Origin of the sequence: Serpentinicella sp. ANB-PHB4 (genome assembly GCF_031432315.1) — a bacterium.
Lineage (GTDB): Bacteria > Bacillota > Clostridia > Peptostreptococcales > Natronincolaceae > Serpentinicella.
Genome location: NZ_JAVKGO010000010.1, coordinates 26,820 through 40,858, shown reverse-complemented (window position 1 = coordinate 40,858; position 14,039 = coordinate 26,820). Strand labels below are relative to the sequence as shown.

The window sequence follows — 14,039 nt, the reverse complement described above, 5'->3', positions numbered from 1 at the left end:
CTCCTCCCTATAAAAAATTTGTTTCTTATAATAAAAGTTTCTTGCGTCTAACAAACATCTACTAGTAGTATATTAACCCGATATGATTTAGGTGCTTGTAAATATAAAGCGCCTAGATAAAATAATTTATCTAGGCGCTTTAATACTAATATTTTATTTTCTATTATTTTTTTCGTTGCGATTTATATATTCTTCTAACTTGGTTTGCGTTTCAACAAGTTTCATCTGATTCTCTAATAACTTATTTCTTAAGTCATTAATCATATCATCCGCTTTTGAAATCTCATCTTCTTGTTTCTTAGCCTTTTCTTCAAATTCAACCTTCTCTTGCTGCGCTTTTTCTTTATAATCAATTAAATCTTCTATTTGCTTTTGTTGTAACATATTTTTATCTCTTTGATCCCCTAATTCTTTTACCGTTACATCTAATTGTTTTTTTATGCTTTCGACCTCTTCTTTAGGATGTAATTCTTTTTTAAATTCTTCAACGTTCATATATAACTTCAAGTATTGGTCAGCAATATTTATACTTGTTAATACAGCCGCCATTGATGTGCTAAGTTGTTTGTTCGCTTGGGTTATCTCCTTCATATGTTCATCAACAAAGGTACCAACTTTGATAAGATAGTCCTTTGGCTCAGCCCCAATTATAGGATATTCCTGGCCATTTATTTTTACATATACCTTATTTTTGTTTTGAACCATTTTTATCCCCCCTTCTACATACTGTTATATCTTTATAATTCTTTATTTAAAATTAAAATCCTTCCTAAAAATCAGATACGTTAACCGAAGTTTAAAAATGGGTCTTAGGCACTGTAATAAATTCTACTCTCTAAGGGTTCCACCAAGTTCTTCTTTAATAGAATCAATTATTTTATTATAAACTTTGTTTACTTCATCATCTTTTAGTGTTCTCTCTTTATGTCTAAAAGTAAGGGTATAAGCAACACTTTTATATCCTTGATCAACTTGATCTCCCTTATAAACATCAAATAGTTTATAATTTTCCAATATACCTTTACCCATTTTACTTATAATATCTTCAATTGATTGAACAAATATCTCATCTTTTAGCACTACAGCAAAATCTCTTGTTATTGCAGGATACTTAGGAAGCTGCTTATAAACAACATCCAAACGCGCAAATTGAATGATCAATTCAAAGTCTAATTCTGCACAATATGTTCGGCTACCTATACCATATTCCTCTGCAACTACTGGATGAATTTCTCCTATTGTCCCTAGGTTATATTCCCCCAAAATAATATTTGCACATCTTCCTGGATGATAGGTTGGATTATATTTTTCTGCTTCAAATTTATAGTTTGTTATGCCTAATCTTTCTAGAAGGGTAATCACATTGCCTTTTATTGTGAAAAAATCTACTTCACCATACATACCCATAACTAGCCTTTTAAGCTCTAAAGGTAGCTTTTTCTTTTTATCAGGTTGAGGGATAAAAACTCTTCCTATTTCAAATGCGCTAGCGGCTTCAACTTTACGGTTGTAGTTACGCTCCATAACCTCCATTATATTTGGAAGAATCGTTGTCCTCATGACACTTGTTTCGTCTCCTAATGGATTTATTAATTTTACAAAATTACGTTTGATATCATTTTCACCTAACTTAATTTTGTCTACGCCTTTAGGACTAATAAATGAATAAGTTAGCACTTCATTTATTCCCATGTTACTTAATATTTTTTTTGTGTAGTCCTCTATTGTTTGTTCATTTGTTCTTCCACCAACAGTGATATTTCCTTTTGCCATGGTTGCAGGAATATTATCAAATCCGTACATCCTTCCGATTTCTTCAACAAAATCCGCTTCTTGATCTAAGTCTATACGGAAACTCGGCACAGTAACTTCTATCATATTTTCTTTCGTCTTAGCACTAATTTCTAACTTTTCAAGTATATTAATCATTTCTTCTGTAGTAAGATTTAAGCCCAATAAATTATTAATTCGTGTAGGACGTATGGTCATTTTTTTTGTTTCATATACCTTTGGATATTGATCTACTGCTCCTTTTAATATTGTACCTGCACCTAGCTCTTCAATTAACTGACAAGCTCTTTTTGAGGCAACTTCAACAAGGTTTGGGTCTAATCCTTTTTCGAAACGAGAAGATGCTTCCGATCTTAAGCCTAATTCTTTTGATGTTTGTCTTACACTATCGTTGTTGAAATATGCCGCTTCTAATAGTATTGTTTGTGTATTATTTGTTACCTCGGACTCTTCTCCACCCATTACCCCAGCAATTGCTAGTGCTTTATCTGGATCAGCGATAACGGTCATATTGTTCTTCAATGTTCTTTCTACACCGTCTAAGGTTGTAATTTTTTCTTCATTTTTAGCTTTTCTCACTATAATATGATTGTCTTTAACAAAATCAATGTCAAAAGCATGTAGTGGTTGACCGTACTCTAGCATTACATAGTTCGTAATATCTACTATATTATTAATTGGTCTAACCCCTGCCTTTGCAAGCCTTTGCTGCATCCACAGTGGTGAAGGTTCAATTTTTACATCTTTAATTACTCTTGCCATATATCTTGGACATCCATCTTCATCCTCAATGCTTACTGTCGCAATGTCTTCGGCTTTATTATCAACTTCATTTATTTTTACTTCTGGATATAAAAGCTTTGTATCAATAGTTGCCGCAGCTTCTCTTGCAATACCTATCATACTTAAGCAGTCCGGTCTATTAGATGTTATTTCAAATTCTATCACTTCATCTTCCAAAGGTAGTACTTCTTTAATATCTGAACCTATTGGATAGGCCTGATCTAATATCCAAATACCATCTTTTAATTCTTCTGGTATTAAATTTTTAGATATTCCTAGTTCTTCTTGAGAACATAACATGCCCTCTGAAACTTCTCCCCTGAGTTTACCTTTCTTTATCTTTAGTCCATCGGCTAACTCCGCTCCATGTAATGCAACCGGTACATAATCCCCTTCGGATATATTGTCAGCACCAGTAACAATCTGCAATTTTTCTTTCCCTACATCTATTGACACGATAACCAATTTGTCAGCATTAGGGTGTGCTGTAATAGATAATATTTTTCCTACTACAACTCCCATAATACCTTTAGCAACTTCTTTAACCTCTTCAACCTTAGATCCTGACATTGTCATTTTATCAGCGAATGTTTTTGTATCGATATTTATATTAACGTATTCTTTTAACCATTTAACAGGTACAAACATTATTACAACCTCCTATTATAAGTATAATTAAAACTGGTTTAAAAAGCGCATATCATTTTCAAAAAGTAGTCTTATATCATCAATCCCATACTTCAGCATTACTAAGCGATCAATTCCCATACCAAAGGCAAAACCGCTATAAACTTCAGGATCAATCCCTACATTTTTAAGTACGTTTGGATGAACCATACCTGCACCAAGCAGTTCAATCCAACCACTTTTTTTGCAAAATGGACAACCATCTCCATTACATTTAAAGCATGTAGCATCAATCTCTGCACTTGGTTCAGTAAATGGAAAGTGATGGGGTCTAAATTTTATTTGTGTATGATCTCCTAAAAATTTTTTAACAAATACTTCTAAAGTCCCTTTTAAATCTGCTAATGTTATCCCTTTGTCTACAACAAGCCCTTCAAGCTGATGAAACATTGGTGAATGTGTTGCATCTGGTGTATCATTTCTAAAACATCTTCCTGGTGAAATAATTCTAATTGGCGGTTTCATTTTTTCCATCACTCGAACTTGTACAGGAGAGGTTTGCGTTCTTAATATTACATCGTCATTTATATAAAAAGTATCTCTCATATCTCTTGAAGGATGATTTTGCGCGGCGTTTAGTGCATCAAAATTATAATACACTGTTTCCACTTCCGGGCCCTCAGCAACTTTAAAACCCATACTTATAAAAATATCCTTTAATTCATCTAAACCTTGCGAGAGTGGGTGCTTTCTACCAATTTTCGTTTCTTTTCCTGGCATTGTAACATCAATAGCTTCTGCTTCAAGTTTAGCTGTCATTTCAATGTTTTTTATATGTAATTTAGCTTGATCTAAACTTTTTTCAATGCTCTCTCTTACGACGTTAGCTATTTTACCAACGATCGGTCTTTCTTCAGCTGAAAGACTTCCCATACCTCTAAGTACTTGCGTTAATTCACCTTTTTTTCCTAAGTACTTTACCCTTACTTTTTCTAAAGCATCAGTTGATTGAGCCTCATTGACGTCTTGTTTTGCTTGTTCTTCAAGGGCTCTTAATTTTTGCTCCATTATTATAATTCTCCTTTCAAATAAATCAAATTTAGTTTGATGATTTTTACAAAAAAATAAAAATACCTTCATCCATGAAGGGACGAAGGTATAATCCGCGGTACCACCCTAATAGCATTATTCAAATGCCACTTTTAAGACATATAACGGCGTCTACCCGATAAAACCTACTTAATTTCAGTTTTACAGCTCAAGAGTGAATTTCAGTAATACTTGTATAAAAGCACTTCCAGCCATGGTGCTTTTTCTCTGTAGACAGTCTATTACATACTTATCTCTATCTCAGCTATTATAATATGCTTTTTATAGTATTCATCTTTTATATTTTATATTTTATTTAAAATTAATTTTTTATACATAATATAGGCTGTTATGGACCCAGTTAATTCAAATAGTTTCCAAAATGTATTTGCGGTCTGCATTGGACCACTCCCTCCTTCAAGCCTTATGTAAACTTATTATAGCATATGTTATAGCTTGAAACAATAAAATTTGAAGAAAATGGTTTTAAATTTTTAGAAAAATCTAACTACTTGGTTCTCTGTTCCACAGCTTTGTAAATTAATATTCCTGCTGATACAGCAGCATTCAAAGATTCGATATTCCCTAATAGAGGAATTTTTACCTTAACATTAGCTACCTCTAATAGGTTTTGACTGATCCCCTGGGCCTCATTACCAATAATAATTGCTATATTTCCCTTGTAACTGATATTGCTATAAGTACTTTCGGTATTCAAATCAGTAGCAATTAGTTTATAACCTTTACTCACTAAGGTGCTTATAGCGTCTTCATTTTCATTAGACTGAAAAATCGGGATGCTAAACATTGCGCCCATCGTGGATCTTACTGTTTTTAAATTAAAAGGATCAACACTTCCTTTAGTTAGAATAATCCCTGTAGCATTGGCTGCAACCGCTGTCCGTATAATCGTTCCCATATTGCCAGGGTCTTGAACTCTATCCAGTATAATAAAAAAGCCACCTTCAATATTTAATAGTGCATCAAGATTATAATTCGGTATCTTTATTACTGCTAAAATCCCCTGAGGTGTATCCGTACCAGCAATTTTTTTAAATAAATTGTCAGAAATCTCATAACACCTAAACTGGTCATACTTCTCTTCATTACCATTTAGGGTATATAGTCCTTTTTGACTAAACACTAGATATTCAATTAACTCGGGTTTAATTTTTGTACATTCATCAACAATATTAAACCCTTCAATAATAACCTGATTATATTTGTTTCTATTTTTTCTAAGTTGTAAACTTTTTATATGTTTTATTAGTTTATTTTCATCACTTGTTATTACAATTTTATTCATACTACCGCCACACTACCTTTGTAGTTTTTTCAAATCTTTATTATGTCCAATTACAACTAAAATATCATCTATACGTATAACATCATCTGCAGCAGGGGATACGTTGATTTTATCATTTTTACTATGCTTTATAGCCATAATGTTAATGCCATACTTAGCACGAACATCTATCTCATGCAAAGTTTTTTGATCCCATTCTTCCAGAGCTGTAATTTCCATAATGCTATATTCTGGAGCTAATTCAATATAGTCGAGTATATTGCTTGACACAAGATTATGGGCTACACGCATACCCATATCTCGCTCAGGAAATACAACCCGATCTGCACCAATTTTATAAAGCACTTTTGCATGGAGCTCATTTTGTGCTTTTGCCACCACATACTTTATACCTAAGTCTTTCACTATTAATGTAGCCATTATGGAAGACTGTATATTTGACCCTATTGTTATTACAGCCACATCAAAGTTTCTAATTCCTAAAGACCTTAATGACTGCTCATCAGTAGCATCCGTTTGAACTGCATGGGTTACATGTTCGGATATATGCTGTACAATATCTTCGTCTGCATCTATTGCCAAAACATCATGCCCCATTTGATAAAGGGTCTTAGCTACACTTCCTCCAAAACGCCCACATCCAATAACAATAAATTGCTTCATAACAAACACCCCTTAACCAACTATTATTTTTCCTTCAGGGTACTTAATTGTCCCTTTATTTTTACGCTGTTTTATAGCCAGCGCGAAAACAATGGTTATCGTACCAACTCTACCAGCAAACATTGTTAATGCAATAATTAAGCGACCAATTACACTTAGTTCCGATGTAATACCTAAGGATAAACCTACGGTACCAAAAGCTGAAATCACTTCAAATAAAATTTCTACAAAGGCTAAGTTTGGCTCTGTAATAGTGAGTATGGTTGTAACAAGTAATATCAATGTAAATCCTATTATAGCAACAGTAATTGCTCTGTTAACAATATCCCTCGGTATTCTTTTTTTCAACAACTCTGTATCTTCATTCCCTTTGATAACTGAGATCACAGTGAAAAGAATAACACCTAATGTGGCAGTTTTTATTCCTCCTGCTGTAGATGCCGGTGATCCACCTATAAACATGAGAATCATCGTAAGTAATATTGAAGCATCTCCCATTTGATCTAAGGATATCGTGTTAAAACCAGCAGTTCTTGTTGTCATAGATTGGAAAAACGCGCCTAAAAACTTCCCACCAGTATCTAACTCACCTAATGTATTAGGATTGTTCCATTCTAAAGCTAAAAAGGAAATAAAACCTAGAAGTAATAATGAAACGGTCATTATTAAAACTAGCTTTGTATGTAAGGATAAACGTTTTATGTTCCTTTTATTATATACGTCAACAATTACTGAAAAACCAATTCCGCCAAGTATTACAAGAAACCAAATGCTAAAGTTTAAAAATGGTGCGCTTACATAGGGTGTCAAACCCCGTCCTTGACCAATAATATCGAATCCTGCATTACAAAAAGCAGAAATAGAATGAAAAATTGAATAACCAATTCCCTTTGCCCAACCTAACTCTGGAACAAAAGTAAAGGATAAAAACAGCGCACCTAAACCTTCAATAATTAGTGTCCCTATTATTATGTACTGTGTAAACCTTACTAAACCAGATAAAGAGTACTGATTTAGGGATTCTTGTATAATAAGACGCTCTTTTAAGGAAATTTTCTTTCCAAGGAAAACTGCGAACATGGTTGCTAATGTCATAAACCCTAGTCCACCAATTTGAATTAATATCAATATAACTGTTTTCCCAAATACAGTCCAATATGTTCCAGTGTCAACAACAACAAGACCTGTTACACATACTGCTGATGCGGATGTAAAAAGTGCATCTACGAACCCAATACTATTTCCATCTTGTGATGCTATCGGTAAATTTAATAGTATAGCACCAATTAAAATTAAGCTCGCAAATCCCAATACTAATATTTGAGTTGGATCTAATTTAAAATTGTCCATTCTCTCCAATTTATAGCACCACCATTCCTACCATTATACTATTTGGTTCTATTCATATGTATTGTACGTATTTATTTATAAATAATTCTAAAATTAAAACCAGTCAAGGCATATTATTATACCTTAACTGGTTATACACATATACAGTCTATGCGTTAAGTTTTTGTTTTACTTGCTCTACTAATTGAGCAAATCCTTCTTTATCACTAATTGCCATTTCAGCAAGTACTTTTCTGTTCATTTGAATTCCTGTTAGTTTTAGCCCATTCATAAATTTAGAATAAGATAACCCATTTAATCTTGCAGCTGCATTAATTCTTGTAATCCAAAGTTTTCTAAAATCTCTTTTTTTCAGTTTTCTACCTACGTACGCATGTCTTAATGCTTTCATAACAAATTGATTTGCTGGTCTATATAATTTACTTCTAGCCCCTCTGAAACCTTTTGCAAGTTTTAATACCTTTTTATGTCTTTTATGTGCTGTAACACCTTTTTTTACTCTAGCCATATTTCACAACCTCCTTATCTTTTGAAATTATTTTAGTAATTGCGCTATTTTTTTTGCTTCACCTTTAAATACTAGTGTAGATTTTCTTAAGTTTCTTTTTCTTTTGCTTGATTTTTTAGTTAGAATATGGCTTGTAAAAGCTTTCATTCTTTTAATTCTTCCTGAACCTGTCTTTTTAAATCTTTTTGCTGCACCTCTATGGGTTTTCATTTTTGGCATTTGTGTTTCCTCCCTTCAAATTATCCGTTCTTTGGAGCCAAAACCATAACCATCTGTCTACCTTCTAATTTCGGCTGTTTTTCAACTATAGAATCATCACTTAAAAGTTTTTTAAATTCTTCTATAGAACCTTTATTCATGCTGATATTTCCAAGTTCTCTTCCTTTGAATCTTAAAGTTACTTTAACTTTATCGCCATTTTGCAAAAACTTTATCGCCTGATTTGCTTTAACTTGTAAATCATGACTTTCTATTTTTGCACTAAGTCGTACTTCTTTTACAGAAGTCATCTTTTGTTTTTTCTTAGCTTCTTTTTCTTTCTTTGCAAGCTCATATTTGTACTTACCGTAATCCATAATCTTGCAAACAGGGGGTTTTGCTTTCGGGGCTATTTTAACTAAGTCTAAATTTTTATCATTAGCTAATTGTTGTGCATCCCTAGATGACATTAATCCTAATTGCTCACCCTCTACATCTACTACTCTGACTTCTCGATCACGAATTTCTTCGTTGATTTGCACTTCATTAGTGTCTTTAATAATAAAACACCTCCAATTTTTTTATTAATAAAATATATATTTTGGGCAATAAAAAAACAGATAGTACGTTCACTATCCGCTTCAATACAAGATGATTATCTAGTCTAGAACATCTTTATTGACCTTACTAACAGTGTTGCAAGGTGAGAAGCGGAATCTTCTACTTTGTTTTTATTTACAAAGTTAATAATAACAATAATTTTATTATATGTCAACAACAATATAAAAATAAAATATTTTATTGAAAATTATGTCAGTGAATCTTTATATTACCTTCGAAACGGGCTTTAATTTTATTATGATTATCACTTTTTAGGACAAACTAATTTTAACATAAACTGACGAGGTGGTGAAGACATGAAAAAAAGAATTATATTTATTTTAATGTGTGTTATCGTCGGTATCACCATTCTATCTAGCTACTCTAACTGGTATAACGATAATACAACATCTTTGTTTTCAACAGGCAACAGAATATTTCTAATTATTTTATCCTCTTTATTTGTACTATATTACTATCGTATGAATAAAAATCCTCAATATGCCCATGCACCAATTCAGCAGTTTGAAAAAAAAGAAAAAGATCAAAATTCTAATGAGTTTTTTACAAAGCCAAAAACAACCTTTGAAGATGTTGCAGGCTTAGAGGAAGTTAAAGAAGAGTTGTCTGAGGTTATTGATTTTATTAATCAACCAGATAAATATAGAAGTATGGGTGCCAAAATTCCAAAGGGAATCCTCTTTCATGGCCCTCCTGGTACTGGAAAGACATTATTAGCATCTGCAGTTGCTGGAGAAACTAAATCTTCTTTCTTTTCAGTAAGTGGATCGGAGTTTGTTGAAAAATATGTAGGAGTCGGTGCAAAACGGATCAGAACACTTTTTGAAAAAGCGAAAAAAGAAGGTCCAAGTGTTATTTTTATTGATGAGATGGATGCTATCGGTGCAAAGCGAAGTCTTGATAGTAATAATGAAAAAGACCAAACTTTAAACCAACTACTAGTAGAGTTAGATGGATTTAATACAGAGCAAACAGTAGTTGTAGTAGGTGCTACAAATCGTATGGATATGCTTGATGAAGCTCTACTTAGGCCTGGTCGCTTTGATCGCCATATGTTTATAGGTAATCCAAATGTTAGAGCACGGGAAGACATTTTAAAAGTTCACACAAACAATAAACCTTTATCCAAAGATGTTAACATTGCTCAGCTTGCACGTAAAACCCATGGTATGAGCGGTGCTCATTTAGCGAATGTAGCCAATGAGGCTGCTATCATTGCTGTTAGACAGGATAAAAAAACGATTACTTCTGAGCATTTTGATGCAGCAATTGAACGAGTAGTGGCTGGTCTACAGGTTAAGAATTCTACTATATTGTTAAGAGAGAAAAAAATTGTTGCCTTCCACGAAGCAGGTCATGCGTTAGTAGCAAAACTACTTGGAACAGACATGGTTCAAAAAGTATCTATCGTCCCAAGAGGCCAAGCTTTAGGCTACGTAATTCATATGCCCCAGGATGATCGTTATATTATGACTAAAGATGAACTTTGTAATAAGATAATGGTTATGCTCGGAGGCAAAGCCGCAGAAGATTTAATATTTAAACATATTTCAACTGGCGCTAAGGACGATCTAAAAAAAGTTACAGAAATGGCTATGCAAATGGTTTGTGAGTATGGCATGAGTGAACTTGGCTACATGTATAATAGTCCAGAGATGATTAAATGTCTTGGATTTAAAATTACTAAAGAAGTGAATAAGATTGTTGATCATTGTTATCAAGAATGTTATAAGTACCTTCAAAATAATCAGTCAAACCTTACTAAAGTTGCTGAAGCATTATTAGAAAAAGAAACTTTAAGTGCCGAGGAGCTTGATAAACTTTTAGATATACCAAAAGATAATGAAGAATTAGAGGCAGTTTAATAACATATTGTCTACCATTTATAATTAAAGGCGCTATAGAATAATTCTATAGCGCCTTTAATTTAATTATGTTAGGGTTTTTACTTTCTTAGTGATTAAATAAGGCTTCTTTATATAAAATAGCACTGATAATGTTAAAAGCAGTATGCCTATTAAAAAATGTATTAGATTAAACCCTCTATCGTATATATTGTATATTATGGTTGAGTATCCTTCTTTATATCTTTTTAAAAAACTCTCTAAAATAATACCCCTAAATAATATTTCTTCAAAAACCGGTGCTAATACGGCTACAGAAAACATAAAAAGTATTGGTACTGTAAGTCTTATTTCCATCGCTTCTATAAAGGATTGAGATACTTCTATTCTTTCTAAAGGCAAGGCAATCGTATTTTTAAAAAACATTATATAGCCTAAAAAAACAATAATAATCCATAAATAAGATTGAGTCTTAGCGTTACCAACATAATTTAGCTTTTCAAGTCCTTTCTTTTTTGCACTATAATAAACACAAAGAATAATCAAAGGCTCTGCCACTATGTCTAGAAAAAAACTGAACATACTAGACCACTGTGCTTCAGATATGGTTTGATACTCCCCGACAATCCCTAATATTGTAGCACCAGCCATGGCTACTAAAAAACCAATTAGAACTCTATAAAATACTAATAAAAATGTTGCTCCCCAAAAAGATAGTCCGTTATTTGATTGGTCTATAGATTGTTCCATTCTGTTCCCCCCAAGTAATTTTTAAAATTCTCAAAGGAAATTTTACCATTTTAGTGAAGTGCTGTAAAGTTTTTAACCTTAGAAAAACCATGTGAAAATATTTAACACATGTACCTGCACAAGTTTCGCTTTTGTTAATATACTAAATAAAAGCACGCTTATGAAAGGTGGTTGAAATAATGTCCAAAAACAAAAAACAAAGTTGGTTGCAAAAAATATTTCAATTTCCTAAAGGACCTAACTTTGTTACTTGTCTAGAATTGAAGTATTACCTGCCATTAGATCCAATTGAACGTCAAAAATTGTTAAATTCTTTTCCAAGTTATTTTACTAAAAAACTACAATAGCCACTGTTATTTAAATTATAATACCCTACAACATAGCTTATTGTAGGGTATTATTTTAAATTTATAGTGATTTATTGATTGCTTCTTCTTTAACTTGTTCTATAAAGGTTGATACTTCAATAGCTCCTAGTTCACCTTTGTCCCTGGATCTAACAGCTATCGTTTCTGTTTCCATTTCTTTGTCACCTATTATAAGCATATAAGGTACTTTTGACAGCTGTGCTTCTCTTATTTTATAGCCAATTTTTTCACTTCGAGTGTCTACTTCTATTCTAATACCTTGACTTATAAGCCTGTTTTTTAGCTGTGTTGCATATTCTAATTGTCTATCTGTAATTGGTAATATTCTCGCTTGTACAGGTGCTAACCATGTTGGGAATTTACCAGCAAAATGCTCGATTAAAATTCCAATAAATCTTTCAATGCTTCCAAAAATAACTCGGTGAATCATAATTGGTTTATGTTTCTCACCATCTGCACCAACATAATTTATATCAAATCTTTGAGGCATTTGGAAATCTAATTGTATTGTCCCGCACTGCCATGTTCTCCCTAGGCAGTCTTCCAGGTGAAAATCGATTTTAGGCCCGTAAAAAGCTCCGTCGCCTTCGTTAACTTTATATGGAATATTTTTTTCTTTTAATGCATCTTCTAAGGCATTAATTGCTAATTCCCACTCTTCATCTGTACCCATTGAGTCTTCAGGTCTTGTAGATAATTCTATATGATACTTAAACCCAAAGATATTGTAAAAATAATCAACGAAATCTATAACACCCATAATTTCATCTTTTATTTGATCAGGTAGCATAAATATGTGCGCATCGTCTTGTGTAAAGCATCTAACTCGCATAAGTCCATGTAGCGCTCCGGATAATTCATGTCGATGCACTAAACCTAGTTCGCCCATCCTTATTGGTAGGTCTTTATAACTGTGCATTTTTCTTTTAAACATTAAAATTGATCCTGGGCAGTTCATAGGTTTGACAGCAAAATCTTGATCGTCTATTTTCGTTACGTACATATTTTCTTTATAGTGATCCCAATGTCCTGATTGATGCCATAGACTTTCGTTAAGAATAATTGGCGTTTTAATTTCTTCATAGCCTCTTTTTACATGTTCATCTCTCCAAAAATCTTCTAACATATTTCTGATTACCATTCCTTTTGGGTGAAAGAATGGGAACCCTGGACCTTCTTCTTGTAGACTAAATAAGTCTAGCTCTTTTCCTAGTTTTCGATGATCCCTTTTCTTAGCTTCTTCTAGCCGATGTAGATATTCTTCTAAATCCTTTTTCTTTTCAAATGAAGTTCCGTATATCCTTTGAAGCATTTTGTTTTTTTCGTCCCCTCGCCAGTAGGCACCGGCAACACTTAAAAGTTTTATTGCTTTTATTTTCCCAGTGCTTGGTACATGTGGCCCAGCACAAAGATCTACGAATTCACCCTGTTTGTAAAAAGATATAATTGCATCTTCAGGTAAATCTTGAATTAATTCTACCTTATAGTCTTCCCCTTGCTCTTGCATTAATGCTATGGCTTCATCCCGCGAGAGTTCGAATCGTTCTAATTCAAGTTTCTCTTTAACAATTTTCTTCATTTCAGCTTCAATTTTTTCTAAATCCTCTTGGGTAAAACGATGATCTGTGTCAAAGTCATAATAATATCCATTCTCTATAGCTGGTCCAATAGCTAATTTTGTGCCTGGAAATAGCCTTTTTACTGCTTGCGCTAGTACATGGGAACTTGTATGTCTTAAAAATTCTTTGCCTTCTTCATCTTCAAATCTTAATATGTTAAGCGCTACATCGTCATTTACCTTATGCATCAGGTCAACTTTTTTTCCATTTATTTCTCCACCTATTGCAACCCTTGCTAATCCTTCACTGATATCTTTGGCAATCTGATATACTGTTGTGCCTTTCTCTACTTGTTTTTGCGTACCATCTTTTAATGTGATTGTTATCATTTTTATTTCCTCCGTTTCTCATAAGACTATATTTTTGGTTTATTATTTTAAATGCAAAAAACTCTCATCCTATACTAATAAAGGACGAGAGTATACCCGCGGTTCCACCTAATTTGATTATAGTTCCCTATAATCCTACTTAATGTTAGACTGATATCGTAGTCAACGGTTTTCTTTCACAGAGATATCTGCT

The 14,039-nt window shown here is 32.9% G+C and carries 13 protein-coding genes and 2 other annotated features (1 of these 15 only partly in view); of the genes, 1 reads left to right on the top strand and 12 read right to left on the bottom strand.

Annotated elements, in window-relative coordinates:
- Positions 1–153: 153 nt before the first annotated feature.
- The 10 genes from zapA to infC all read right to left on the bottom strand — a co-directional run bounded on the left by zapA (position 154) and on the right by infC (position 8,857).
- Positions 154–705 carry a cell division protein ZapA gene (gene zapA, locus RH915_RS08815; RefSeq protein ID WP_310479392.1) on the bottom strand — a complete coding sequence of 184 codons (552 nt, stop codon included), beginning with the start codon at positions 703–705 and terminating at the stop codon, positions 154–156.
- 123 nt (positions 706–828) lie between these two features.
- The gene (pheT, locus tag RH915_RS08810; protein WP_310479391.1) at positions 829–3,222 is read right to left on the bottom strand and encodes a phenylalanine--tRNA ligase subunit beta; all 2,394 of its coding nucleotides are present in this window, start codon (positions 3,220–3,222) and stop codon (positions 829–831) included.
- Positions 3,223–3,249: 27 nt separating this feature from the next.
- Positions 3,250–4,269, bottom strand: a complete 1,020-nt coding sequence (gene pheS, locus RH915_RS08805) for a phenylalanine--tRNA ligase subunit alpha (protein ID WP_310479390.1) — start codon at positions 4,267–4,269, stop codon at positions 3,250–3,252.
- A gap of 75 nt (positions 4,270–4,344) precedes the next feature.
- Positions 4,345–4,562: a binding site (T-box leader), on the bottom strand.
- A 33-nt stretch (positions 4,563–4,595) separates the two neighbouring features.
- Positions 4,596–4,691 carry a YqzL family protein gene (locus tag RH915_RS08800; RefSeq protein ID WP_310479389.1) on the bottom strand — a complete coding sequence of 32 codons (96 nt, stop codon included), beginning with the start codon at positions 4,689–4,691 and terminating at the stop codon, positions 4,596–4,598.
- A 107-nt stretch (positions 4,692–4,798) separates the two neighbouring features.
- Positions 4,799–5,596, bottom strand: coding sequence for a TrmH family RNA methyltransferase (locus RH915_RS08795; protein ID WP_310479388.1), 798 nt, complete (start codon positions 5,594–5,596; stop codon positions 4,799–4,801).
- 12 nt (positions 5,597–5,608) lie between these two features.
- On the bottom strand, positions 5,609–6,259 hold the full coding sequence (locus RH915_RS08790) for a potassium channel family protein (RefSeq protein ID WP_310479387.1): 651 nt from the start codon (positions 6,257–6,259) through the stop codon (positions 5,609–5,611).
- Positions 6,260–6,271: 12 nt separating this feature from the next.
- Positions 6,272–7,609 carry a TrkH family potassium uptake protein gene (locus RH915_RS08785; RefSeq protein WP_310479442.1) on the bottom strand — a complete coding sequence of 446 codons (1,338 nt, stop codon included), beginning with the start codon at positions 7,607–7,609 and terminating at the stop codon, positions 6,272–6,274.
- 148 nt (positions 7,610–7,757) lie between these two features.
- Entirely contained in the window at positions 7,758–8,117 is a 360-nt protein-coding gene (gene rplT, locus RH915_RS08780; protein WP_310479386.1) for a 50S ribosomal protein L20, read from the bottom strand.
- Positions 8,118–8,144: 27 nt separating this feature from the next.
- Positions 8,145–8,336 (bottom strand): 50S ribosomal protein L35, encoded by a 192-nt coding sequence (rpmI, locus tag RH915_RS08775; RefSeq protein WP_310479385.1) that lies wholly within the window; start codon positions 8,334–8,336, stop codon positions 8,145–8,147.
- Positions 8,337–8,356: 20 nt separating this feature from the next.
- Positions 8,357–8,857, bottom strand: a complete 501-nt coding sequence (gene infC / locus RH915_RS08770) for a translation initiation factor IF-3 (RefSeq protein ID WP_310479384.1) — start codon at positions 8,855–8,857, stop codon at positions 8,357–8,359.
- Positions 8,858–9,232: 375 nt separating this feature from the next.
- On the opposite strand from infC, the gene ftsH reads away from it, so the two are divergent.
- Positions 9,233–10,801 carry an ATP-dependent zinc metalloprotease FtsH gene (ftsH, locus tag RH915_RS08765; RefSeq protein WP_310479383.1) on the top strand — a complete coding sequence of 523 codons (1,569 nt, stop codon included), beginning with the start codon at positions 9,233–9,235 and terminating at the stop codon, positions 10,799–10,801.
- 66 nt (positions 10,802–10,867) lie between these two features.
- On the opposite strand, the gene RH915_RS08760 is transcribed toward ftsH, so the two are convergent.
- Positions 10,868–11,530: a CPBP family intramembrane glutamic endopeptidase gene (locus RH915_RS08760; RefSeq protein ID WP_310479382.1), complete on the bottom strand. Its 663-nt coding sequence runs from the start codon at positions 11,528–11,530 to the stop codon at positions 10,868–10,870.
- A 408-nt stretch (positions 11,531–11,938) separates the two neighbouring features.
- Positions 11,939–13,846, bottom strand: coding sequence for a threonine--tRNA ligase (thrS, locus tag RH915_RS08755; protein ID WP_310479381.1), 1,908 nt, complete (start codon positions 13,844–13,846; stop codon positions 11,939–11,941).
- Positions 13,847–13,923: 77 nt separating this feature from the next.
- Positions 13,924–14,039 (bottom strand) — a binding site (T-box leader) (it continues 117 nt past the right edge of the window).